Origin of the sequence: Streptomyces coffeae, from assembly GCF_016741875.1 — a bacterium.
In the GTDB taxonomy this organism is placed as follows: domain Bacteria; phylum Actinomycetota; class Actinomycetes; order Streptomycetales; family Streptomycetaceae; genus Streptomyces; species Streptomyces coffeae.
Genome location: NZ_JAERRF010000036.1, coordinates 39565 through 63121, shown reverse-complemented (window position 1 = coordinate 63121; position 23557 = coordinate 39565). Strand labels below are relative to the sequence as shown.

Sequence of the window (23557 nt, the reverse complement as noted above, 5' to 3'; positions counted from 1 at the left end):
CGAAACTCGTGGGCGAGCAGAAAAGGGACCGATACGGACCTTACGGCGTGGCGATGGCGCCGAGAATGGCGAGCGCATCGACCACCTCGTCGGCGCTGGGAGGCGCGGAAGGGTCGGCGATCCACTGGATCATGAGTCCGTCGATGATGGCGAGGACGACCGAGGTAATCGCGGGGAGGTTCGGCGGTTCGGGGATCCCATGGGGTGCGAGGGTCTGCCGGGTGAGGTCCTGGGCACGCTGGCGGACTCGCGCGTATCCGTCGGCGAGGGCGGCCCGCAGAGTGTCCGATCGCAGCGCCGGCGCAAACGATTCGATGCACGAGTGAATCTCAGGACGGGTGGCCGCGAAACTGTCGACGGTGGCGCGGAAGATCCCGAGCAGCTGCCCCCGCAGGTCGGAGGCGTTGTCGGCGGCGGCCAGGGCGGCCTCAAGCCGGTCGGTCCAACCGTCGAAACACCGCGTCAGGGCCTGCTCGAGGAGCTGGTCCTTGCCGCCGAAGTGGTAGTTGATCGACGCGACGTTGACTCCTGCTGCGCGCGCGATGTCACGGGAGGAGGTGCTGCCGTACCCGCGGGTGCGGATGCACTCAAGTGCACCGTCGAGGAGCTTGGTCTTGTTGCCTTCCTCTTGCATAGGTCACACCTTAGCTTGTAAACAAACGTTTGACGTAAACGATTGTTTACATGAGGAGGCGGTGTTATGACTGTTGTGCGCGGGCTCGTCGGCGTGTTCAACGGCGATGGCGGGGTTCGGGGCGAGTTGGCGTACGCCCTGGGCAAGCTTCGAGGTACGGCCGAGTGTGCACTGTGCGACATCACCCACCGGGGGATTCGAACCAACGCCGAGTGGAAGGACGTGGTGTGCGAGCTTGCAGTGCCGTTCGACCTCGTGCACCGCAATGAACGCTCGGCCGAGGTCGCGCGGCTGACCGGGGATGAGACGCCCGCGGTTGTCGCGGCCACCGACGAGGGCTACCGGCTGGTCATGGGGCCTGCGGACTTCGCCGGCGTGGACGGCGCTGCCGTCGAATTCGTGCGAGTGCTGCGGGAACGAGTCGCGAAGGGCGGGCTGCGATGGGCATGACCTCGACCAAGGCGACGCCCTCCTGCCGCCGAGGCGGCGAACTGCCTGGAGGGCCCCGGCTGCCAAAACTTGTCCAGAGCGTGCTGTATCTGAAGTACCGGGAACGGTTCCTGCCTGCCCTGCAGCGCCGGCACGGGGATGTGTTCGGTCTGCGCGTCCCGCCCTACGCCGACGATCTCGTAGTCTTCGCCGCCCCTGAGGCGATCGGGGAGATCTTCCGCGCCGATCCGCGCCGCCTCCACGCGGGCGAGGGTAACCAGATCCTCGGCTTCGTCATGGGTAAGCACTCGGTGCTGCTGGCCGACGAGGATGCCCACCGAAGGATTCGGGACCTGCTGATGCCCGCCTTCAACGGTGCGGCGCTGCGCGGGTATCGGTCGCTGATCGCCGATCTTGCCCGCACCGAGGTCATGACCTGGCAACCGGGCCTGGACCTCCCCATGCTCCAGGCGATGAACCAGCTCACCTTGAACGTCATTATCGCCGTCGTCTTCGGCGTGACCGATCCGGCGGCAACGACTGAGCTGATTCGTCGCCTGGGCGCCATCATCAACATCCCTGCCTGGATGCTTGCCGGTTACCGTTTCCCCATTCTTCAGCGGCTCGCGCCGTGGAAGCGCTTCGCCGACAACCAGGCACGTATCGACGCGATCTTGTACCGGGAGATCGAATCCCGGCGGGCGGCCACCGACCTCCATGAGCGAAAGGACGTCCTGTCCCGGCTCGTGCACACCAGGGGCGACGCGACCGCACCACTGACCGACGCCGAGCTACGCGACCAGTTGATCTCCCTCTTGTTGGCCGGGCACGAGACGACCGCCGCCGCGCTGGCGTGGACCCTGTGGGAACTCGCCCGCCACCCGGAACTGCAGACCGCGGCGCGTGCCGCCGCGCAATCCGGTGACCACAAATACCTCGAAGCCGTCCTGAAAGAAGGCATGCGCCTGCATACAGTGATCGCTTCGACAGCCCGCAAGCTGACTGAGCCGACAACCATCGCCGGCCGGCAGATGTCCGAGGGCACCGTCGTCAACACTTCGATCCTGCTGGCGCACAACGATCCGCGAAACCATCCGCAGCCACACGAATTCCGCCCGCAGCGGTTCATGGGAACCAACCCTCCGACCAACACCTGGCTGCCCTTCGGCGGCGGAGTCCGCCGCTGCCTGGGCGCTGGATTCGCCCTCACCGAAGGAACGGTCATCCTGTCGGAGATCCTCACCCGCTGGGAACTCACTGCGACACGAGTCTCTGAGGTGTCACACGTCCGCAACATCACCACCGTCCCACGACACAAAGCAGTGGTGCGGCTCGCCCCAACTGCACCATGACGAGGAAGAACGTGCCAGGAGCACGGCACGTCTAAGCTGCTCCCGGGCTGCAAGTAGGAGGGCGCGGGCCGTGATGGACGAGCAGGAGCTGGCCGAGAAGCAGCGGCGGCACTGGCAGGACACCTACACCGTCCACCCGGGGATGTACGGCGAGGAGCCGTCCGCGCCCGCGGTCCGCGCCGCTGAGGTCTTCTGTGCTGCCGGGGCGCGGGACGTTCTGGAGTTGGGCGCTGGCCATGGCCGGGACGCGCTGTACTTCGCGGCCGAGGGCTTCACCGTGCAGGCTGCCGACTTCTCCGCAACTGGCCTGGAGCAACTGCGCCGGGCCGCGCTCGCCCGGGGGCTTGAGGGCTGGGTGACCACGGCCGTGCACGATGTCCGTGAGCCGCTGCCGCTGGCGGACGCTTCGGTGGATGCGGTGTTCGCGCACATGCTGCTGTGCATGGCGCTGTCGACGAAGGAGATCCACGCGGTGGTGGAAGAGGTCGGTCGGGTGCTGCGGCCTGGCGGCGCCTTCGTCTACACCGTCCGCCACACCGGCGACGCCCACTACGGCACCGGCATCGCCCATGGGGACGACATCTTCGAGCACGGCGGCTTCGCCGTGCACTTCTTCGACCGCGGCCTCGTCGACGACCTCGCCGGCGGCTGGGACCTGCGGGGGGTCCATGCCTTCGAGGAGGGGGAGTTGCCGCGGCGGTTGCGGCGGGTTACCCAGAGCCTGACCCGGTAGCGGCCGGGACAGGCTGCTCGTTCATCGGGTGTGGGGCCGGTGCTCGGTGATCCAGTGGGCGGCGAGGAGCCCGGAGGCGGCGGTGAGTACTGCGGCGGCGATAACGGTGGCGTTCAGGCCGAGGGCGTCGGCGACGATTCCGGCGACTAGGGCGCCGGCGGCGTAGCCGATGTCGCGCCAGAACCGGTAGGTACCGAGGGCGTTGGCCCGCCAGGCGGGGTGGGCGTGGTCGGAGATGGAGGCGATGAGGGCTGGGTAGACCATGGCGGTGCCCAGGCCGAGGAAGACCGCGGACAGGATGCCTGCGAGCAGCGGGCGGTCGAGCAGGGCGAGGACGAGGACGAAGCCTGCGGCCTGGACGAGCATGCCGTAGACGATGAGCGGTTTGCGGCCGATGCGGTCGGCGAGGTGGCCTGTGGTGATCTGTCCCAGTCCCCACAGGATCGGGTAGAGGCCCTTGATCAGGCCGACGGCCGCCAGGCCGAGGCCGTGGTCGGTGAAGAGCAAGGGGAAGACGCCCCAGGTGAGGCCGTCGTTGAGGTTGTTGATCAGTCCGGCCTGGCTGGCGCCACGCAGGGAACGGTTGTGCCAGGAGGTGCGGGCGAACGTGGCCTTCGGGCCGGTGTCCTCATTGCTGGGCAGGGGCTTGGCGTGCTGGGCGAGTTCGAGAGCGACGTGGGCGCCGGTGTCGCGGACGACGAGAGCGAGGGTGAGGCCCGCGACAACGAAGATCACGCCGATGAGCTCGGGGACGGGGCGCAGGCCGTAGGAGGTGGCGAGATAGCCGGTGAGCAGGGCGGTGATGCCGACCGCGGTGTATCCGGCGGCCTCGTTCAGGCCGGTGGCCAGGCCGCGCCGGGAGGGACCGACGAGGTCGATCTTCATGTTGACAGTCATCGACCAGGTCAGGCCCTGGTTCAGGCCGAGCAGGACATTGGCGGCGACGATCCAGCCCCACGACGGCGCGTATGCGAGGGCGAAAGGGACGGGGATGCCGAGCAGCCAGCCGGCCACCAGCAGCTGCTTGCGGCGGAACCGGGCGGTGAGCGCGCCGGCGGCGAGGTTGGTGAACGCCTTGGTGACGCCGAAGGCGATGATGAAGGAGAAGATCGCCAGGTCGCTGGTCAGGCCGAAGGTCTCGGAGCCGATCAGCGGGACGGTGGTGCGCTCCAGACCGACCAGGCCGCCGACGCAGACGTTGACGATGACCAGCAGGGTGAACTGCAACCAGTTCTCCCGCAGGCCGAGCCGTACAAGCCGCCCGGCGGCGTCGGTCGTGGTGGCGGTGGGCGTGGTGTTCACGGGCGGGTGCCCTCCGTGCCCTGGGCGAGCTGCTGGCCGTGGGTGGCGGCGTAGTCGGCTGGCCCGCCGTCGAGGACGGCGATATCGGTGCGTCCGGCGCGTTCCAGAAGGCTGGCGGCGGTCATGGCGCGCTCGCCGTGCCCGCAGGCCACGACCGGTCCGGTCGGCGCGTCGCCAGCAGCGGCGGTCAGGCTGCCGAGTTCGAGGTGCACCGCGCCGGGGACGTGCCCGGCGGCGAACTCGGCTTCCTGCCGCACGTCGACGTAGGGGCGGCCGGCGGCACGGTCGGCGGTGAGGAACGCGGTGGTGGCCTTGGGATTGCCATCGGCGATCCAGGCGTCCATGCCGCCGGCGAGGCGGCTGGCGAGACGCTCGTAGCCGATCTTGTACGCCTGCCAGACGATCTCGCCCAGATCCTGATCGGCGCCGGTGACGAAGGCCAGTGGCGCGGTGTCGGGCAGGAGCCAGCCGAGCCAGGTGGCGAACTGGCCGCGCAGCGGGATCGACAGCGAGCCGGGGATGTGTCCAGCGGCGTAGTCGGCGGCCGGGCGGACATCGACGACGTGGCCGCCGTCGGCCATCAGGGCCCGGACCTGCTGCGCGGACAGGTCGGGCAGCGCCGGCTGCGCGGTCAGCACCGCCGGGCCGCGCCGGTTGATCTCGCCGAGGCGGTCGAAGTACGCGGGGTAGGTGCCCAGGCTCGCGATCAGCCGGTCCACGAAGCTGTCCTCGTCGGGCGCGGCGAGCAGTGGGTTGGCCTGCTTCTGGGCACCGATCGTGGAGGTCCGCTTGGTGCCGGGCGGTGCGGAGCAGAACGAGCCGGCGCCGTGGGTAGGCCACACCGCGGTCTCGTCCGGCAGCTCGGTCAGCCGCTTCAGTGACCGGTACTGGGCGCGGGCGAGTTCCTCGGTGCGGTCAGCACCGAGGAGGTCGGTACGGGCGGCGGAGTTCACGATCAGCGACCCTCCGGTGAACACCCCGAGCTCCCGGCCGCCGTCCAGCAGCAGGAAGGACAGGTGCTCGTCGGTGTGACCGGGGGTGGCCAGGGCCCGCAGCGCCAGTCCGCCAAGGTCGACCTCGTCGCCGTCGGCAAGGCCCTGATGGCCGAAGGCGCGGCGTCCGGCGGCGGACGCCAGGATCGTGGCCCCGGTGTCGTGGCCCAGCTGGACGGCGCCGGAGAGGAAGTCTGCGTGCAGATGCGTGTCCGCGGCGAACGCGATGCGCAGCCCGCGCCGCTCGGCCGCCGCCCGCAGAGCGCGCAGGTCACGGCTGGCATCCATGGCCAAGGCACGCCCGTCGCCGAGGTCGAGCAGATAGGCGCTGTTGCCCAGCCCTTCGTCGACCAGCGGTATGAGGTGATCGTCCGCGAAGCCCACGGCGTCCTCCAAGATCTCGGGAACGGGGGCGTGTGGTCACACCCACCAGACTCAACTACAATAATCCATGGATTTATGGAGGATGCCATGTCGAAGCATACGAAGAGCGGGACGAAGGCGCGGCTGTATGACGCGTTCGCGGCCAGCGGAAAGGCGCTGGCCAGCGGAAAGCGCCTGGAGCTGCTGGATCTGCTGGCCCAGGGCGAGCGCACCGTCGACGCGCTGGCGAACGCGGCCGGGCTGAACCTGACCACCGCGTCCGCGCATCTGCAGACCCTCAAGCAGGCCGGTTTCGTCGCGACCCGCCGTGAGGGCGTGCGCATCCACTACCGGCTCGCCGGTGACGACGTGGCCCAGCTGTTCGCGCTGCTGCGCAAGGTCGCCGACCGCCACCAGGCCGCCGTGCCCGCTGCCCGCGACGCCTACCTCGGCGAGGACACCGCCGCCGAGCTCAGCCGTGAGGAGCTGCGGGTCCGGATCGCCGCCGGGGATGTCGTCGTGCTCGACGTGCGGCCGGTCGAGGAGTACCGGGCGGGACACATTCCCGGCGCCCTCTCCATCCCGGTCGAGGAACTGGCCGACCGGATCAACGAGCTGCCCGAGGACCTGGAGATCGTCGTCTACTGCCGCGGCGAGTACTGCGTGCTGGCCTACGACGCGGTACGGCTGCTAACCGACCGCGGACGGCGGGCGATCCGCCTCAATGACGGCATGCTGGAGTGGCGCCTGTCGGAACTGCCCGTCGACGCCGCGGACTTGACGTGACCGGCTCGGGCGGCGACCTCCCGCCGCATCCGGGACTGGACGGCGGGCCGGTCTACCTGGACTACAACGCCACCACCCCGGTCGACCCGCGCGTTGCCGAGGCGATGCTTCCGTACCTGACCGACTTCTTCGGCAACCCCTCCAGCAGCCACCCCTTCTCTCAAGAGCTGCGGCGGGCGCTCACCGAGGCTCGCGCCCAGGTCGCGGACCTGATCGGCGCCGGGCCCGGCGAGATCGTGTTCACCGGATCCGGATCGGAAGCCGACCTGCTCGCCCTGCGCGGTGCGGTCCTGGCCTCCGGCAGCCCACATCCGCACGTGATCACCCAGGCCACCGAGCATCCGGCCGTTCTGGAGACGTGCCGAGCCCTTGAGCGGCTGCACGGCGCGCGGGTGACCGTGCTGCCGGTCGACGGCGACGGACTCCTCTCCCCGGCGGCGCTGGCCGACGCGTTCACCGAGGACACGATGCTGGTGTCGGTGATGGCGGCGAACAACGAGACCGGCGCCCTCCAGCCGATCGCAGAACTCGCTACGCTCGCCCACGCCCGCGGGGCGCTGTTCCACTGCGACGCCGCCCAGGCCGTGGGCAAGATCCCCCTCGACGTCGGTGATCTGGGCGTGGACCTGCTCACGATCGTGGGGCACAAGATGTACGCGCCCAAGGGCGCCGCCGCCCTGTACGTGCGCGACGGCGTACGGCTGGAGCCGGTCGTCTACGGCGGCGGGCAGGAGCGCGGCCTGCGCGCGGGGACGGAGAACGTCGCCCTGGCCGTCGCACTCGGCACCGCCGCACAGCTCGCGGCCGCCGAACTCACCGACGGCACCCCGGCCCGCATCGCGGCTCTGCGCGACGACCTTCACCAACGGCTGGCAGCTGCCCTGCCCGGCCGCGTGCACCTCAACGGGCCGGAGAAGAACCGCCTGCCGAACACCTTGAACGTCAGCATGGAGGGCGTCCTCGGGCACGAGCTCCTGACCGTCGTCGGCGAGATCGCGGCCTCGACCGGCTCGGCCTGCCACAGCGGCACCCACACACCCTCCCCCGTACTGACCGCCATGGGCCTCGATACGGCCCGCGCCCTCGGGGCGCTGCGGCTGTGTCTGGGCCGCTGGAGCACGGCCGGCGACATCGAGACGGCGGCAGCGGCCCTCATCCAGGCGGCTGCCCCGCAGTGACCTACCGCCGATGAACCCCACGAACCACCAGACCCCCACGCCCGGCATCACCGTCGACGGCACCGGCCTGCTCTGCGTCACCCTCCTTCCCCACCTCCGCAAGGAGATCGACGACGCGGAGCCCGGCACCGTCGTCCACGTCATCGCCACCGACCCGGCCGCACCGCGCGACCTGCCCGCCTGGTGCCACATGACCGGCCACCACTACCTCGGCCCTGTCCACGGCGACGAACAGCCGGTGTATGCCCTTCAACTGGCCGCCGACGCGCTGTCCACCCGGGCCGACGCGCCATGGCACCCATCAACCCCGTAGCCGCTGGCACCGCTGTACTCACTCGCCCTCTTCCTGCTCGGCCGTAGTCGGGTCCCGCAGCGGCCGCAGGCCGCCACCGGAGGGAACGGTGGCGCGGAAGCTGTAGCGGCCCAGACAGTTGAGGTTGGCATGCCTGAGCGGGGAGAGGCGGGCGACGTCCTCCTCCCGGACCTCATACTCCCGTTCTTCGGCGGGCAGGGCACGCAACTGGGCGACAGCGGCGTCCAGGTAGCGGGTGGTCCACAGTACGGCGGCGTTCAGGACCAGGCCGAGCGCGCCGAGCTGGTCTTCCTGTCCTTCGCGGTACGCCTGCATGATCTGGCCGCGCTTGCCGTGGCAGATGTCGCGAGCGAGCTGGTGGCGGGACTCCTGCACGGTGAGCTGCCGGTTCATCTGACGGCGGTAGGTGTCGTCGACCGGGTCGACCACCCGCAGCAGGTGCAGGGTCTTGGCGATCCGCCCGTACTCGGCGAACGCCTGCCCCATCGGGGTGGGGCGGCCCTCGCGGCCGAACATCCGCAGCAGGTCGTAGGCGCGGACCTGCCCGGTCACCAGGGAGCCGGCCACTCGTAGCATGTCCGGCCAGTGCGTGATCACCTTGTTCAGGTTCACCCGGTTACGTGCCAGGTCCTCCAGCGGCCCGTACCCGCCAGTGGCCACCCCGGGCATCTCCGCCCGGCAGTTGCGTGACCTGGTCGAGCGGCTGATCGCCGCCGGGCAGTGGCAGGCGGGTGTCCCGGACATCCTCATCGTGGCGGACGCCGGATATGACGCGCCCCGCCTCGCCTTCCTGCTGAAGGACCTGCCGGTCCAAGGAGTCTGCCGTCCGGACTGAACGGGCCGGGTAACCCGTCAAGCAGGCAAGCCGCGACACGGCGCCAGCCTGTGCACAAACTTGAGAATGCCGTTTTCTCGAACGTGTGCCGGCATTCTCACCCACGCCGACCTGCCCGGCGCCTCTTGGCGCCCCGTCTTCCTCGTCAACCTCCCCTCGCCGCCGTTCCTGGCCGCCACGCCCCGTGTGCGCTAAGACCGCGCCCCCGACTCGACCTGGCCGGTACCGCACTGGCCACGCTCGGCAGCGCCCTGCTTTGAAACCCGGAGAGTGCTCTCCGGGCGAGCGGAGGTGAGCCAACCACGTTGGCCAGGGTCTCGCCGCGGCTGGGTGCGCTCCGCATGAGCGGAGGTGAGCCACGTTCCCGGGGCGTGCTGTACGAACAGGCGGTGGCCGCACAACCAGAAGGACGTCCGGCGTCCGCCTGTCGTGGTGTTTTCTGTGCTGGGGCGGTGAAGATTTGTGGTGCTGTGAGCGTGACGCTGACCGGAATGCACCGATGCGCTCTATCGAGCACTGTGCCTTCAAGCCACCATGAACCTTCGCCTCGAACAAAGGGAGAGCTCGTGGGCAAACACAGCGGCAAGCAGGACCCAGCTGAGAGTGACGGGCACAAGCCAGACAAGCCCATCCCTCCGCCGGATCCGAAGCGGCCGGAGGCACCGAGGGGATGACCGTGCCAGGCTCAGCCGCCCTCGTCGAGCAGCTCGCCGAGGACGGACACCTCCCCACCGGATGGCGGGATGCCCTCACCTACGTAGACCGGGCCCGTTTCATCCCCGACCGCATCTGGACCCGCGGCCCCGACGGATACCAGCCCCTGGACAAGGCCGACGACCCTGACCACTGGCACCAGCTCGTATACAGCGACATCCCGCTGGTGACCCAAGTCGAGGACCCTCCAGGCACCGCGGTGGCCCAAACACCATCGAGCTCGGCGAGCATGCCACGCATCGTTACCGCCATGCTCGCGGCACTCGACATCCACGACGGACAGCGAGTGCTCGAGATCGGCGCGGGCACCGGCTACAACGCGGCCCTCCTCGCCCACCGGCTCGGTGACCACCTCGTCACGACCATCGAAGTCGACCCCGATCTCGCCAACCGGGCACACACCAGCCTCAAAAATGCTGGCTACTCACCCACTGTCATCACCGGCGACGGCTCCCAAGGCTGGCCGGACGGCACCCCCTACGACCGGGTCATCGCCACCTGCTCCGTCCACCACATACCCCCAGCTTGGATCGAACAGACCACCCCCGGTGGCATCATCGTCCTCCCCTGGGGCACCACCATGCGCAATGGAGCCCTCGTCCAGCTCACCGTCGCCCCAGGCGGGCACACCGCGAGTGGTCCGGTCCTCGGCGACACGGCGTTCATGTGGATGCGGGCGCAGGCCCCGTCCCGGAACGTCCTAGCCGTTGCCGCTTCCGGGAGCGCAGGCGTCAGGAGCCGTACCACGCTGGATCCGCACTTCTTGAGCGACGACGACGCGTGGTTCGCGGCGGGAGTCCTCGTGCCGGGCTGCCAGCAGGCCGTGGGCCACGGCCCTGACGGGGCGTGGACCCTGTGGCTGGCCGACACTGCTGACGGCTCATGGGCGTCGGTCGACTACGAGCCAGAAGCCGCCGACTTCGAGGTGGAGCAGTACGGGCCCCGGCGGCTCTGGGACGAACTTGAGGCAGCGCACGACTGGTGGACGGCCGCCGGGCGGCCAGCCCGGACCCGGTTCGGACTCACGGTCGCCCCACCCGGACAACACGTTTGGCTCGACCAGCCGGACAACCCCGTCCCAACTCTCCCCTGAAAGCTGGCGCAGAGGAGCCCCTTGCTCGAGGCTCTGCCCCGCAGCCGATAGCCCGAGATGCCTGGGCTCTTCTCATCGCAGGCGGAGGTGTGCCGACATGCGCGGTGGCCCGTGGGATGTGCTCCCCAGACAGGCGGAGGTGAGCTGTGCTCCCACACTGCCCGGTCGGCAGACCGCACCGGCAGCAGCGAGCCGCGGCCTGTCACCGTGGCGGGACGCAGCCCGTGGAATCGAAGGTGAACCGAACAGGCGGGCCTGAGCGGAACGAGGCATTCTCCGCCCGACCGCGCTGAGGAGGCGAGCGATAGGTTGGGTTCGTGTACGAACGCTGCTCCTTGATTCAAGAAGTTGCAAAGCCGTCATAACGCCGCAGGTGTCGAAGGGTGCTCTCCGCGCAAGCGGAGGCCCCGCGACCCGAGGGTCCCTGGAGATGGCCCCGGAACTGTGCTCTCCGCGCAAGCGGAGGCCCCGCCGCTGCCGTGGCCACCCTTTGACTGCCAAATGGAGCGGTTGTGCTCTCCGCGCAAGCGGAGGTGAGCCGTAGCCCCGCTCGACGGCGGAACCGAACACCTCGTTGCAGCGCGCGTGCGGAGTCCAGCCGCACTCGTTGGGCATGCGGAACAGCCGTCCGGCCCGGCCACCGCGTCGATGCGGTAGCCAGGCCCTCGCGGCGGCACGCGGCTCAGACCATCCGCACCGCCTCCTCGAACGTCGGCCTCGGCAGCCGCTCGCGGAACGCGTCTTCGGCCGGGTAGCCGATGTTCACCAGAAGGATCGAGCGCCACCGGCCGTCGTCGAAGAACTCCTTGTCCACGGCCGCCGCGTTGAAGCCCTTCATCGGACCGACGACCAGCCCGGCGGCGCGGACCGCGAGAATGAAGTAGCCGGCCTGCAAGGTGGTGTTGAAGTCGCCGTGGCTGATCCGCAGCTCCTCGTTGGCCTCCGGCATGGACCGGAAGTTCGGATTGGACGGCGCAAGCACCGGCAGTACTCCGGGTACTGGGTGTCCACCGCGATCACGGCTGTGACCGGTGCGGACGCGGTCTGTGCCTGGTTGGGCTGGGCGATGCCGCGCATCAGCCGCTCCTTGCCCTCCGGTGTGCGCACGTACAGTCGCTCGACACAGGCCGGTTGTCGCAGCATCCAGAGGGCCAGTCCCACTTCCAACAACGGTCGGGGGGCCTGTGCCACGCGCGTGCGAGCCAGGTCTTCAACGGTGAAGTGGATGCGTAACGTCATGCGTTCATTGTTCAGCGCAGTCGATGTTCGGTACAGACCGAATCACCTTGCTCGCACACCTGCCTCGGACGGAAGCTGAGAAACGTACGGGACAGCGACCCCTGAAATCCCGGGGAAGTCACGCACTTAACCACCAGGTGATGTCGGCGTCGGTCTCCCCGCTGCGGGGGAGGCAGGGAGACCGGCCCAACACACCACGACAGGCAAGACACCGCGTGCGGCCATCGCTGCCATGCGCGGAGCGCTGTCCCGCTTGGACCACGACACAGGAATGAGAGGTTGTCATGCGTAAGTTCCGAAACGTCGTAGTGGCTTCGTTGATTGCTTCGGACAGCGTTTGTTGATGGGTCTGGGCGGCACTTCTTGATCTTGAGAGGCTGAGATGTCGACGAGTTTCGACGGCGCCTGGAGCTGGCAAACGGCGACTGTGTCGGCGACCCCGCGGTCCAGTCTGGTTTTAGCCGGTAGCGATCTGTGCGTCGGGAACCTGTCTCCCGGGCCCGCGCTTGGGCAAGGTGGACGCCATGACTGTGGGGTTCAGCGGTGACGTTGCCGAGTACTACGCGAAGTTCCGGCGTGGTTATCCGCCTCAGGCTCTCGACGCGCTGCAAACGGCCTTCGCACTGACCACGGACGACATCGTGCTCGATCTCGGGTGCGGGACCGGTCAGCTGGCCGTCCCGCTCGCCTCGCGGGTCGGCTCGGTCATCGGCATGGATCCCGAGCCGGACATGCTTCGGCTCGCCAGGGACACAGCCGCGAGACATGACGTGCGCAATGCGACATGGGTCCTCGGTGCCGACACCGACGTCCCTGCGCTCGGCGAGCTGATGGGGCAGCGGTCGCCGGCGATGGCGGTCATCGGACAGGCACTCCACTGGATGCACCACGGAGAGCAGTGTCCGTCAGCAAGCTGACAGACCCCCATGCAAGATCGAGGTTAAAGATCTCTAGCATGCTTCGGCTCAAGCAGGCGGCGACCTCAAGAAGAAGACAGCACGAGTCGAAGGTCGAATTCCACGTGTTCCAGGTCGGTGAACTCCACCTCCAGGCCATGGGCGCGGCGGCCGTTGTCGCGGAAGTACATCTCGCCCAGGGCCTCTGCTGTGATGTTGCGCAGCTGCTGTTCGGTCGCGCCCTGTTCCTGGGCTTCGAAGAGGCGGGCGGCGTGGCGTGGTGGGAGGGCGGGGGTGAGGTGGCGCAGGCGTGCGTCGTCTGTGGTGCCGGGGGCTGCGGTGAAGCCGAAGTGGGCGCGGGTGTCGATGAGGATGCCGGCGGTGGTGGCCGCTGATTGTTTGGCCTTGGCGCGGATCTGTGGCTGCCAGCGCTTCTTCACCTCTCGCTCTCTGCGCGCCGCGAGGTCTTTGCGGGGTTTTTTGATCTGGTTCTTCACGTAGCGTTCAACGGTGCGCTGGGTGATGCCGAGCAGCTCGGCGACCCGCCTGGTGCTGCCCTTGTGCTGCTTGACGAGGTAGCGCATCTGGGCGCCGACGGTCTTGGGGATGGGGCGGGTGAACGCGCCCTGTACCGCCGCTCAGCCGCTGGTGGTCGGCTAGGTGGTGTAGGTGACCTGGACGTTCAGGAAGGTCGCTAGGCCACTGTCGTGGCCGCGGATGGCGAGCAGGTTGCAGCATTCGATGTCGCTCGCCGGGACAACGACGTCGATGGCGTTTGGCCGGCAGGAGCCGCTGTTGACGGCCTCCACGAGGCTGCCGTTGAAGAAGACCTGCGCGTCGTTGTCGATCGTTCCGCTGATGTGGACCTGCTGCGCGTCGCGCGGGATGTGGACCCAGTGCCGCGTCAGAATGTCCGTATTCGGGGCCCAGCTCGTTTTGACGGTCTCGGTAGTGTTCCAGGAACAGCCGCCGCGGACGCTACCGAAAGCCTCCTGCCCGGTCGGCCAGTCGCTGTCGTCGAAGCCGCGCTTGAAGAACCAGGGCTGGTCGGTCGCGGGCGGCACTTGCAGATACCGCCAGTCGGTGCTGTTGAAACCGAGCGCGACGGTTTCGCTCGCTTGGGCCCGGGGTGTGGATGCCGCACGCGAAACGGACGGGGTGGTGGTGGCCGACGGCGAACCCGCTGCCAGGTCTGCGGGGTGAGCTGCGGCCTGTGCCGTCGCGCTGGTCGCCGCCCAGAAGGTGAGAGCGAGGACGGCCAGAGAAATACCGGTGGACCTCTTGGTGCCCATGATTCTCCATTCCTTCAGGTGAAGCCTTGAAAATCAGGCCGTGGAACCGAGGAGCGACCGGTCGCGCAAACCAGTGTGCACAGTTTCGCTTTTCGCGTCTATCGAAGGGAAAATATACCCAAAAGCCTATTATGTTATCTCGCGCTGCCCGGCGCAGTTCACGGACAGGGCCGCCCGTATCCATGGGGCTCATCGACGCCCTGCCCTGCGTCTGGCCCCGTCCAGCAATGCTTGTCCTCCCATGCCGTGTCTCAGGTACCGGCCATGCGCTGATCCCGCGCTGGCGACCGCGTCATGCGGCTGGCCATCGCCAGCAGAGCGGCTGCGGCCAGTCCGAGCGTGCCGAAGACGAGGATCTGCACCCGGTAATCGAGGCAGGCAACTCTTCCCGTTCCCACGAGCAGAGCAAGCCGGCGGGCGCGAAGATCAAGGTGTCTGTAAGCACTTCTTTGGGGGTCTGGCCCAAGTTGTGTGGGCCGACTACTCGTTGTAGCTGTTGATCTTTGTGGCGGGGGCTCGGAAGTCGCCTTGATTTCGCTCCTCGTATGGCTGATGTGCTCGACCTTCGGTCGCCGTGAACGAAGATCCGCCTCCAGTACAAGAGCTGTTGTTCCCGTCGAACACGAAGGTCGTGATCACGTCCGCCGAGATGGACGGCGAAGCGATACGGATCGAGGCGCGATGCACCGCGAGCGGTTGCCCGGCCTGCGGGGATTGGTCGGCTCAGATCCACGGCTCCTACCTGCGTTTCCCCGCGGACCTGGCCTGTGCCGGACGGCCGTGCGTACTGGCGCTGCGGGTCCGCCGGTTCATCTGCACGACCCCGGAATGCCCGCGGCGCACGTTCGTCGAGCGGGTGCCCGGACTGACTAGGCGCCACGGCCGGACCACCGAGCGTCTGCGGTCCACGATGAGCAAGGTCGGGCTGGCGCTGGCCGGGCGGGCCGGTGCCCGCCTCGCCGCGCACCTGGGCATCGTGACCAGCCGCAATACGTTGCTGCGGCGGGTGATAGACCTGCCCGACCCGCCTGCGACGGAACCGAGGGCGGTCGGGGTGGACGATTTCGCACTGCGCCGCGGGCACGTCTACGGAACCGTGGTGATCGACGCGGAGACGCACCGGGTCTTGGACCTCCTGCCCGAACGGGACGCCGCCGCTCTCGCACCGTGGCTGTCCCGGCATCCGGGAATCGAGGTCATCTGCCGCGACCGGTCCGGGGCCTACGCCGACGCGGCTCACGCCGCCGCACCAGAGGCTCTGCAAGTGGCCGACCGGTTCCATCTGTGGCAGAACCTCGCCAACGCGGTCGAGAAGACAGTCGCCGCCCATCGACCCTGCCTTCGTGACCTTCCCGCCCCGGTGCCCGAGCCCGAACCCGAGTGGGAGACCATGGACGCGCCGGCCGCCGAGGACGACGAGCCGTCCGGAAAGTTCGCCGAACGCGCCCGGGTGCATCACGCGTTCGTCCATGACCTGCTCGCCCAGGGACTGGGGCTCCGGGAGATCGCCCGGCACCTGAGCTGGGGACGGCACACCGTCCAGCGGTACGCCCGGGCCGCCCGCTGGCAGGACATGGTCAAAGGCCGAAAGCGCCACCTTCCCAGCAAACTCGACCCGTTCAAGCCCTACCTGACGCAACCCTGGGCCGAAACCGAAGGGAAGGTGACCATCCTCGATCTCCACCGCGAGATCACGGCCCGTGGCTTCCGCGGTCACTATTCCACCGTCCAGCTATGGGTCCGCAAGGCCCTGCCCGCGTCGAACGGCACTCCGCCCGCGCCCGCCACGCCGTCGATCCGCCAGGTCACCGGCTGGCTCACCCGGCACCCCGCTACCCTCACCGAAGAAGAGAAGATCCGCAGGAAGACGGTCCTGGACCAGTGCCCGGAGCTGGAGACGACCGCTCAGCTGGTCGGCTCGTTCGCCGAGATGCTCACCACGTTCGACGGCGGGCGGCTTACCGACTGGATCACCGATGCCATGACAGCCGGTCTCCCCGGCGTCAGCACCTTCGCCGTCGGCCTGGAAGCCGACTTCGACGCAGTGACCGCCGGACTGACCACCGACTGGAACTCAGGCCCCGTTGAAGGGGCAGTGAACCGGATCAAGATACTCAAGAGGCAGATGTTCGGCCGCGCAAGCTTCCTGCTCCTCCGGAAACGCGTCCTCCTCGCGTGACCCGGCGTCGTCAGCCCACACAACCTGGGCCAGACCCTTCTTTGGGCTCCAGTGCACGGAGTTGTTTTGGCTCCACTGCCGGGGTGGAGGAGGCGTGTGATTTGGCCCCACTTCGATCGGGTGGTTCCGCTGGCCCGGGTAGGGGGTGTTGACGGTAGTTTTGGAGCCTCGGTGGACCTCCGTCAGCGCATCCCCGACAGGTGCGTGGAAGGTTGCCGACCCGCCTCGACTCAAGCCGCGGACCTCCCGGTGGCCGCGGCGGCTGGACGAGAACGGACGATGGTGCGGCCTGCGGGGCAGCCAGTTCGGATGTTCCGCCTCAGTGCTGGATCAGACCGCCGACCGGGACGGCAGCGACGTGGCCGGTCGCCGGAAGCGTCTGAGCCAGGGCGAGGCCGATGTCGACCAGCGATGACCGGCGCATGCGAGCGACATCGGGCATCGGAGTCCAGACCGACTCAGCGATTTCGCCGTTCGGCTCCGACCGCAGCTGGCCGTCGGTGATACGAACCTGGTAGAAGACGCCGACATTCTGATGCTCTGGTCCGCCGGGGATGACACGTTCGGCCGCGGGGATCACCCGGGAGTCCACGCCCAGCAGGCGTTCGACCACCGCATCGCAGCCGGTCTCCTCAGCGACCTCCCGGATCACCGCGTCGAACGGATCCTCCGCGTGCTCGACCCTGCCGCCCGGAAGGGTCCAGTTGCTCTCGCCCTTCGGCGGCACGTGACGGGCGAGCAGTACCCGCCCGCCCTCGATGCACACGGCGTACGCCGCCAGCCGGAAACTCATTCCCCCGCACCTCCCACCGGACCCTATCCCGACGTCCGAGATCCATGCGGCGCCATGAGCGCAGAGGGAGCCAGATCAACTTCTTACGCCTAGAGCCACTTCAGTTCCGTGCGGTGGAGCCCAAAGAAGTGCTTACAGACAGCCTGATCAAGGGTCTGCCAGGGCGTCTTCTGTCCCGGGTCGGCGAAGCGACGTATCCAGGAGGTGAGGGGGCGGTCGATGGCGCACATGCGGTCCAGTTCTGTGCGGGCACAGGCACGCGGTCTGCACAGGATCTGGTCTACGCCCACATCAAGCCTCAGCTCACCGCCTGGGCATGTGTCGGAAGCGCAGTCGAGATGCTGGTTGGTCTTCTGGCAAGCTGATGGCATGCATGAGAGCCTTGAAGATCTGGAGTGGTTACAGCGCTTGCTCGACGACTCGTATGCCGCGGCAGGCCCTCACCTCCGTTCAATCATCAATGAGGAGCGCCGTCTCGACGCCGCGGGTGTAGTCGCCGAGATGGGCGCCATGCGCGTGATGGCGCTGGCCACAACAACGGCCAGGGGCGAGCCCCGGGTGGGTCCAGTCGACGGACTGTTCTATCGGGGACGGCTCCACTTCGGATCGGGGGCCAACTCCCTGCGGTTCCGGCATATCCGTGCTCGTTCTGCCGTCTCGGCCTCCGTCATCGACGGCGAATGGCTGCAGATCACCGTGCACGGCAGGGCTCAAGAGGTGTCCCCGGCAGAGGACCCGGGACTGACGTCATTCCTCATCGATGTGTACGGACGCGAGGCGTGGGACGGCTGGATGAGCGCTCTGCCGTGGGCCCGGATCGATCCCGACCGGATGATCACCTTCTTTAACCAGGCCGCGAAGGAAGGTTAGCCTCAATACCGGTAACTTAGGGGCAATCCGGTCGTTGTTGTTGGTGTGGCAAGAGCGGGTCAACTGAAGTCATCTGGTGAGCGGTTGTCGGACCGGGTCGCGGTCGGTGTGCTGACACAGGCGTTTCCTCAATCGCTTGTGGACGAGGTGTTGGCGGAGACGGGTCGGGTGCAGCGGCGGAACCGGCTGTTGCCGGCCCGGCTGGTGGTCTACTTCGTGTTGGCGATGTGCCTGTTCTCCGGGCAGAGCTATGAGGAGGTCGCCCGGCTGCTGACCGCGGGTTTGCAGGGTGCGCGGCGTTGGCGTACATCGTGGGTGGTGCCGAGTACGGCGGCGATCTGGAAAGCCCGGTCTCGGCTGGGGGTGGCGCCGCTGCGGCAGTTGTTCACGCGGGTGTGCCGTCCGGTTGCCACGCCGGACACTCAGGGCGCCTTCTACCGCGACTGGCGGCTGACCGCGATCGACGGCACCACATTTGACCTGCCCGACACGAAAGCGAACGTGGAGGCGTTCGGTCGTCCGCCCCGCTCCGGGCGCGGTGAACAGGATGTCGGCCACCCGCAGCTGCGCATGGTCGGCCTGGTGGAGTGCGGCACCCACGCCGTCTTCGATGCTGCACTCGGAGCTCTGCGCACCGGAGAGCAGGCTCTGGCCCGGGCGGTCCTGGTGTCCCTGCGGCCGGGCATGCTGCTGCTGGCCGACCGTGGCTTCTACGGCGTGGACCTGTGGTGCAAAGCCGCGGCGACGGGGGCGGACCTGCTGTGGCGAGTCCGCAAAGACCTCGTGCTGCCGGTGCTCGAGCAGTTGCCGGACGGCTCGTATCTCACCGAGATCTTCGACCGGAGCGACATTCACCACACCCGTCGCGGGGTGCCGGTACGCGCGGTGGAGTACACCATCGTCGGCCATGAGGGTGTCTACCGGCTCATCACCACGATCCTCGACCCGGGCAAGGCCCCGGCTGCGGAACTGGCCGAACTCTACGCCCAGCGATGGGAGTTCGAGTCCACCCTCGACGAAATCAAGACCCACCTCGGCGGGCCGCACCTGGTACTGCGATCGCAACACCCCGAGGGAGCCGAGCAGGAACTCTACGGCTTCCTGCTCGTCCACCACGCCATCCGGCACCTGATGCACCAGGCCTCACGACAAGCCGACCGGGACCCCGACCGGATCTCCTTCACCCGCTCACTGCGTGTCGTGCGCCGCCAGGTCACCGACCAGGCGGCGTTTTCCCCCCGGCAGACTCACCCGCGCAGTCAAAGCCACCCATGCTGAACTCCTCGAACGCCTCCTGCCACCACGACGCCACCGGACCAACCCCCGCGTCATCAGACGCAAAGTCGCCGGCTGGCCCCTCAAACGCGCCGCCCACCGAGCCCCGGACCGCCCACCCACCGCGGCCATCACCCTCGTCGGCGCCACCAAACCCAAACGAGTCAAACGCACACCAAAGCCCTAAGTTACCGGTATTGAGGCTAGGCTTCGCCCATGTGGCGAGAAATTGCAGGCCGGGCGTCCTCCCAGGCCGGATTCAACGATCCGGTGGACCCGGTTGACCTGGTTGAGGCCGAACAGCGACTGGGGTGTCTTCTGCCCATTGAGCTCACCAACCTGCTCCGGGAGACCGACGGCATTGAGGGCCCCTACGGGGAAGGCACGGTCTGGCCCTTGAGCCGCATCGTCACAGACAATCTGCACTTCTGGTCGGATACTTCGTTCGCCGACCTTTACATGCCATTCGGAGCGTTGCTCTTCTTCGGCGACAACGGTGGCGGCGACCAGTTCACTTTCGTCCGCACACCGGCCCGACCCGATGTCTTCGTATGGCAGCACGAAGATGACAGCCGCCGGTGGGTCGCACGAGATCTGCAGGACTACCTCGGCCGCTCCTTGGCAGATGACGGCGGAGACGACTGGTACCAGTAGTTGGCCCGCAGGCCATCGGCACGCGTTGTCCCCGAAGAGGCTTTGGGAACCTGCCGAACCCATGGCAGAAACCTCCTCACGCACGCGATTGACCGGTGGGTTCACGGGCACTCCCCTCCAGGAATTCAGGAACCCGTCCACTTCGATCGGCGTAGGGGTGGAGACGTGCGCCGACGGTGCCGTCCGGGATCGCCCGCGACGGCCCGGGCTGGGCAGGGGTGGGTGCCGGGCTCGCTTGGCCGAGGACGTCGAGGACGGCCTGGGGCCCGTGGGTACGGCGGGCGGCGGCCATAGAGCCCTCGAAAGCGATGACGGTCAGACCGCTGGCTTCGCCGATGATGAGCTACTGGGAACGGAGGCGGCCGCGCGTCTTCACGTCGATCCCCCTCGCCCGCATCCGTCGCAGCTGGTAGCTGACGGACGAGGGCGAGGCGAGACCAACCGCGGCAGCGAGCTCACGCAGGGAGAGCGCCTCACCGTGCTCAGCGATCCAGTCTCGAGACGCGCGGGCCAGGACCTCCTGGCGGACAGTGAGGCTCACCTGCCAGCCTCACGTCGGGCGAGTTCCTTGAGCTCCATGCGGGCGGCGGGCGCGCCGGAGGGACCCTGCCAGTACGGGTGACCGGCGATGCGTGCTGACAGCTCTCGCAACCGCTGACGGCCTGTGGCGGTGCTCGCCGCCGGGGCGGCGTCCGCGAGGCACCAGTCGGTCTGCGCCTCTCCCCCAGAGAAGTCGGGTGTCCGGTCTCATCGAAGGTTGGCCGATCTCACCGAACTTTGACGGGGGGCTGCTTGGGGGCTGCTGCCACACCTTGCGGTTCCCCATGATCGACCTTCCTTCAGTACGTTGATTGAAGGACGGCGGACCGCGGTCCGGTGCGTCCCCGGCCCCTCACCCCGACGGCGGTGTGGTGATCGTCTTTTCGAACCAGTGGTGCGCGTACCGCTCGTTGTTGAAGGCGGCGACCTCTGTGAAGCCGTAGGAGTGGTAAAGGCCGATCGCGGCGTTGAGGGCATTGTTCGTGTCCAGGCGCAGTACGCTGCGGCCGTGCCGGGCCGCCTGCGTCTCCAACTCGGCCAGGAGCCGGCGGCCGAGGCCGAGGCTCCGGACGTGGGGTGCGACCCACATGCGCTTGATCTCGGCCGGAGTGCTGGGTGGCAGCTTCAGGCCGGCGCAGCCGACGGGTTCGCCGTGCAGCCGGGCGACTAGGAACAGGCCGCGCGGCGACCGGAGTTCGCCTGCGTCGGGCAGCAGGCTTTGCGCGGGGTCGAAGCCGGTCTCGAAGCACTCCTGCAGCTCCGTGAAGTAGGCGCGCAGGCAGTGCTCGGCGTCGGGGTGGTCCGGGTCGAGCGCATCCAGCGTGACCGTCGCGGCGGTCAGCAGTCGATCGACCTCGGCCATGGCGCCGACCAGCCGGGCCCGCTGGTCAGTGTTGAGCGGCTCCAGCAGTGAGCCGGCCAGTTCGTCGCTTCGGTCATCGAGCATCGCGCGCTCCGCGCGGCCTGCGTCGGTGAGCCGGACGGTGCGCACCCGTCTGTCTTGAGGCTGCGGCTCCACCGTCACCAGGCCGTCGGTCTCCAAAGAGCGCAGCAGTCGGCTCATGTACCCGGAGTCGAGCCCCAGGCGTGCGCGCAGCCGCCGTACGTCCTGGCCTTGCTCGTTGATCTCCCAGATCAACCGGGCCTCGCCGACGGGTCGGCCGCGACCGAGGTAGTGGTCGTGGAGTACCCCCACGCGTTCAGTGACGGTGCGGTTGAACTGCCGCACTTGGTCGATCTGCGCCGCATCCATTCTCTGACTTTAGTCAGAGAATGGATGCGGCGTCCAGGGTGAGACGGGAATCGGTGAGGGCCACGCCGCCATGACTGGCGAACTGTCCTTGAAGCGGTCCGATCAAAGTTCGGTGAGATCGGTCATCCTTCGATGAGACGGGACAGCCCGCCCTACCGTCGGACCATGCGGGCCATCTGGAGCGGCACGATTTCGTTCGGGCTCGTCGCGCCATCCTCAACGAGGAGCTTCAAAGCGACGTCACGCGACGGGGTCTGAACCCCCAGAGAACGGGGGGCGAATCCGACATCGACGAGTCTGTGAGCTTGAAAACGTCGAGGTCCCGCAGGACCAGATCGCCCGCGCGTGGGAGGCCCCCGGCGGGCGTCAGGTCATCCTCCGCGACACCGGCCTCGAAGCCCTCCCCCTGGCCACCAAGCACGTGATCGAAGTGCTCGGCTACGTCGGCACCGACGAGGTAGACCCCATCCTGTACTTGACGCCGTACTGGGTCAGCGCCTCCGGCGCCGGCGCCCAACGCCCATACGCGCTGCTGGTGGAAGCCCTCTCTCGCAGCGGTCGGCTCGCCGTCTGCAAAGTTGCAAGGTATGCCTGGACTCCGTGGCCTCTCAGTACCGCTGGCGGAATTCCCGCGGCGTCACGCCGTACGTTCTGCGGAAGATCCGGCTGAAGTCGGCGCCGCCGGGGAAGCCCCAGCGGGTGGCGAGGGAGTAGATCGGGATTCCGCTCAGGGCTGGGTCAGTGAGGTCGCAGCGTACGCGTTCCAGGCGCCGGCGGCGGATCCAGGCGGCAAGTGTCTCCTCCTCCCGTTGGAAGAGGCGGTGCAGATAGCTGAGAGAGATGTGGTGCGCGTCTGCGACACAGCGGGGTGTGAGTTCGGGATCGTCCAGGTTGTCCTCGATGAAGGCCCGGATGCGTAAGACCAGCGTGCGCTGTCGGGTCTCCATCGGCAGAGAGGTTTCCCTGTCGAGGGTGTGGGCCAACAGCGAAGACAGCAGGTCGACGATGATCGAGCCCAGCCGTGGACCGTCCGCGGGCCCGTACAGTCCGGTGTCGTTCGCTAGCTGCTCCAGCAGCTGCGCCAGGAGGATTCCGTAACCATCATCTCCCGGTAGCCGCCGGGTAAGAAGCACGTCGGCTCTCTCCTTGCGCAGGGACACCAATTTCCTGGGCACTTCCAAACCCACCGCGTGCAGGGCGACGCTGGTGACGCACTGGAACGGCTGCGAGGTATCCACCACATACATCTCACGGGGCCCGTGGACGGCCTCCCGGCCCGCCTGGGTGATGCCGAGCGAACCGGTGATCGGGAAAGTGAGGTAGTAGCACTCCGGATCGGACTGCTGGATCAGACGGGGCGTCCTCCGCCAGCTCATGGGCTCCACGATCGTCGGATACACGCTGACCGGGCCCAGTTCCAACAACCGTGCCTCAGCTTGGAATTGCGCCGCGTGTTCACTGTTCATATCCAAAGGGCATAGAGTCTTCGACATCAGATCCCGCCAGCAGTCGAACCTGCCGGCCGGGTCCACCTCGCCGGTCCGAAACACCGTCGCTCCCAGCATGGAACCCCCTCCTCACCATCCCTCGTTCTGGCTGTCGTCACCGAGACTGACACCACCGTCTCCGCGAAGCACAAGGACTCGCCCCTTCACTCGCGGGATGACCGGAACTCGACCCGACCACGGCTCATGCACTCGGCCGACACCACCACAGGCTCATACTCGCGTAGAGACCCCAGCCAGGCATTCGACCGTCGTGCCTCACTCCACCAGCAACCCGGCCATGTGGTTGAAGGGGTGAGGGGTGTGTCCCGTCTCATTCGATCTTGCCGTAGGGCAAC

Annotated in this window: 22 protein-coding genes and 4 pseudogenes; 14 read left to right on the top strand and 12 right to left on the bottom strand. The window is 67.9% G+C overall.

Features of this window, described 5'->3' with window-relative positions; genetic code table 11:
- Positions 1-40 precede the first annotated feature (40 nt).
- Entirely contained in the window at positions 41-634 is a 594-nt protein-coding gene (locus JK363_RS36490; RefSeq protein WP_201882123.1) for a TetR/AcrR family transcriptional regulator, read from the bottom strand.
- Positions 635-700: 66 nt separating this feature from the next.
- Between JK363_RS36490 and JK363_RS36485 the strand changes: the two genes are divergently transcribed.
- The 3 genes from JK363_RS36485 (at position 701) to JK363_RS36475 (ending at position 3148) form a co-directional block, all read left to right on the top strand.
- A complete protein-coding gene (locus JK363_RS36485; RefSeq protein ID WP_201882121.1) occupies positions 701-1084 on the top strand; it encodes a hypothetical protein in 384 nt (127 codons plus the stop codon).
- The gene (locus JK363_RS36480; RefSeq protein ID WP_307822011.1) at positions 1075-2415 is read left to right on the top strand and encodes a cytochrome P450; all 1341 of its coding nucleotides are present in this window, start codon (positions 1075-1077) and stop codon (positions 2413-2415) included. Before JK363_RS36485 ends, JK363_RS36480 begins: the two co-directional genes overlap by 10 nt.
- Before the next feature lie 73 nt (positions 2416-2488).
- Complete coding sequence (locus tag JK363_RS36475) at positions 2489-3148, top strand: class I SAM-dependent methyltransferase (protein WP_201882138.1); 660 nt, start codon at positions 2489-2491, stop codon at positions 3146-3148.
- A 21-nt stretch (positions 3149-3169) separates the two neighbouring features.
- Here JK363_RS36475 and JK363_RS36470 read toward each other — a convergent pair whose 3' ends face one another.
- Together JK363_RS36470 and JK363_RS36465 are read right to left on the bottom strand one after the other, a co-directional pair.
- Entirely contained in the window at positions 3170-4450 is a 1281-nt protein-coding gene (locus tag JK363_RS36470; protein ID WP_201882117.1) for an MFS transporter, read from the bottom strand.
- Positions 4447-5826 (bottom strand): MBL fold metallo-hydrolase, encoded by a 1380-nt coding sequence (locus JK363_RS36465; protein WP_201882115.1) that lies wholly within the window; start codon positions 5824-5826, stop codon positions 4447-4449. Before JK363_RS36465 ends, JK363_RS36470 begins: the two co-directional genes overlap by 4 nt.
- A gap of 87 nt (positions 5827-5913) precedes the next feature.
- Between JK363_RS36465 and JK363_RS36460 the strand changes: the two genes are divergently transcribed.
- From JK363_RS36460 to JK363_RS36450, 3 genes are read left to right on the top strand one after another with little or no spacing between them, the layout of a single operon-like run.
- Positions 5914-6591, top strand: a complete 678-nt coding sequence (locus JK363_RS36460) for an ArsR/SmtB family transcription factor (protein ID WP_201882113.1) — start codon at positions 5914-5916, stop codon at positions 6589-6591.
- Positions 6588-7769 (top strand): cysteine desulfurase family protein, encoded by a 1182-nt coding sequence (locus JK363_RS36455; protein WP_201882106.1) that lies wholly within the window; start codon positions 6588-6590, stop codon positions 7767-7769. Before JK363_RS36460 ends, JK363_RS36455 begins: the two co-directional genes overlap by 4 nt.
- A 10-nt stretch (positions 7770-7779) precedes the next feature.
- Positions 7780-8082 carry a sulfurtransferase TusA family protein gene (locus JK363_RS36450; RefSeq protein WP_201882105.1) on the top strand — a complete coding sequence of 101 codons (303 nt, stop codon included), beginning with the start codon at positions 7780-7782 and terminating at the stop codon, positions 8080-8082.
- An 18-nt stretch (positions 8083-8100) separates the two neighbouring features.
- Here JK363_RS36450 and JK363_RS36445 read toward each other — a convergent pair.
- A pseudogene (locus tag JK363_RS36445) lies at positions 8101-8760 on the bottom strand (Tn3 family transposase); the annotation flags it as partial.
- Here JK363_RS36445 and JK363_RS36440 point away from each other — a divergent pair.
- Positions 8750-8908 (top strand): annotated as a pseudogene (locus tag JK363_RS36440) (transposase); the annotation flags it as partial. The pseudogenes JK363_RS36445 and JK363_RS36440 overlap by 11 nt on opposite strands.
- Positions 8909-9593: 685 nt before the next feature.
- The gene (locus JK363_RS36435; protein WP_201882104.1) at positions 9594-10724 is read left to right on the top strand and encodes a methyltransferase domain-containing protein; all 1131 of its coding nucleotides are present in this window, start codon (positions 9594-9596) and stop codon (positions 10722-10724) included.
- 682 nt (positions 10725-11406) lie between these two features.
- Here JK363_RS36435 and JK363_RS43255 read toward each other — a convergent pair.
- Positions 11407-11673 carry a nitroreductase family protein gene (locus JK363_RS43255; RefSeq protein WP_236076412.1) on the bottom strand — a complete coding sequence of 89 codons (267 nt, stop codon included), beginning with the start codon at positions 11671-11673 and terminating at the stop codon, positions 11407-11409.
- An 814-nt stretch (positions 11674-12487) separates the two neighbouring features.
- Between JK363_RS43255 and JK363_RS36425 the strand changes: the two genes are divergently transcribed.
- Positions 12488-12880, top strand: a complete 393-nt coding sequence (locus JK363_RS36425; RefSeq protein ID WP_236076398.1) for a class I SAM-dependent methyltransferase — start codon at positions 12488-12490, stop codon at positions 12878-12880.
- A gap of 65 nt (positions 12881-12945) precedes the next feature.
- Here JK363_RS36425 and tpg read toward each other — a convergent pair.
- Together tpg and JK363_RS36415 are read right to left on the bottom strand one after the other, a co-directional pair.
- Positions 12946-13494: pseudogene (gene tpg / locus JK363_RS36420) on the bottom strand (telomere-protecting terminal protein Tpg); the annotation flags it as partial.
- Positions 13495-13515: 21 nt separating this feature from the next.
- The gene (locus tag JK363_RS36415; RefSeq protein ID WP_201882103.1) at positions 13516-14151 is read right to left on the bottom strand and encodes a hypothetical protein; all 636 of its coding nucleotides are present in this window, start codon (positions 14149-14151) and stop codon (positions 13516-13518) included.
- Positions 14152-14782: 631 nt separating this feature from the next.
- On the opposite strand from JK363_RS36415, the gene JK363_RS36410 reads away from it, so the two are divergent.
- The gene (locus tag JK363_RS36410) at positions 14783-16330 is read left to right on the top strand and encodes an ISL3 family transposase (protein ID WP_307822010.1); all 1548 of its coding nucleotides are present in this window, start codon (positions 14783-14785) and stop codon (positions 16328-16330) included.
- 319 nt (positions 16331-16649) lie between these two features.
- On the opposite strand, the gene JK363_RS36405 is transcribed toward JK363_RS36410, so the two are convergent.
- Positions 16650-17123, bottom strand: coding sequence for an NUDIX hydrolase (locus JK363_RS36405; protein ID WP_201882101.1), 474 nt, complete (start codon positions 17121-17123; stop codon positions 16650-16652).
- Positions 17124-17492: 369 nt separating this feature from the next.
- Between JK363_RS36405 and JK363_RS36400 the strand changes: the two genes are divergently transcribed.
- The 3 genes from JK363_RS36400 to JK363_RS36390 all read left to right on the top strand — a co-directional run bounded on the left by JK363_RS36400 (position 17493) and on the right by JK363_RS36390 (position 19922).
- The gene (locus tag JK363_RS36400) at positions 17493-17993 is read left to right on the top strand and encodes a pyridoxamine 5'-phosphate oxidase family protein (RefSeq protein ID WP_201882099.1); all 501 of its coding nucleotides are present in this window, start codon (positions 17493-17495) and stop codon (positions 17991-17993) included.
- A 45-nt stretch (positions 17994-18038) separates the two neighbouring features.
- On the top strand, positions 18039-19271 hold the full coding sequence (locus tag JK363_RS36395) for an IS4 family transposase (RefSeq protein ID WP_201882098.1): 1233 nt from the start codon (positions 18039-18041) through the stop codon (positions 19269-19271).
- A gap of 213 nt (positions 19272-19484) precedes the next feature.
- A complete protein-coding gene (locus tag JK363_RS36390; protein ID WP_201882096.1) occupies positions 19485-19922 on the top strand; it encodes an SMI1/KNR4 family protein in 438 nt (145 codons plus the stop codon).
- A gap of 343 nt (positions 19923-20265) precedes the next feature.
- On the opposite strand, the gene JK363_RS36385 is transcribed toward JK363_RS36390, so the two are convergent.
- From JK363_RS36385 to JK363_RS36380, 3 genes and pseudogenes are all read right to left on the bottom strand, one after another.
- A complete protein-coding gene (locus JK363_RS36385) occupies positions 20266-20463 on the bottom strand; it encodes a LexA family protein (RefSeq protein ID WP_201882095.1) in 198 nt (65 codons plus the stop codon).
- Positions 20460-20594: pseudogene (locus JK363_RS45205) on the bottom strand (DUF8825 domain-containing protein); the annotation flags it as partial. The pseudogene JK363_RS45205 and the gene JK363_RS36385, both read right to left, overlap by 4 nt.
- A gap of 220 nt (positions 20595-20814) precedes the next feature.
- Positions 20815-21714: a bifunctional helix-turn-helix transcriptional regulator/GNAT family N-acetyltransferase gene (locus JK363_RS36380; RefSeq protein WP_201882094.1), complete on the bottom strand. Its 900-nt coding sequence runs from the start codon at positions 21712-21714 to the stop codon at positions 20815-20817.
- Between the two features lie 280 nt (positions 21715-21994).
- Here JK363_RS36380 and JK363_RS44860 point away from each other — a divergent pair, with 280 nt between their 5' ends.
- Positions 21995-22384 (top strand): Ku protein, encoded by a 390-nt coding sequence (locus JK363_RS44860; protein ID WP_201882135.1) that lies wholly within the window; start codon positions 21995-21997, stop codon positions 22382-22384.
- On the opposite strand, the gene JK363_RS36370 is transcribed toward JK363_RS44860, so the two are convergent.
- On the bottom strand, positions 22323-23279 hold the full coding sequence (locus JK363_RS36370) for an AraC-like ligand-binding domain-containing protein (RefSeq protein ID WP_201882093.1): 957 nt from the start codon (positions 23277-23279) through the stop codon (positions 22323-22325). The genes JK363_RS44860 and JK363_RS36370 overlap by 62 nt on opposite strands.
- Positions 23280-23557: the final 278 nt, after the last annotated feature.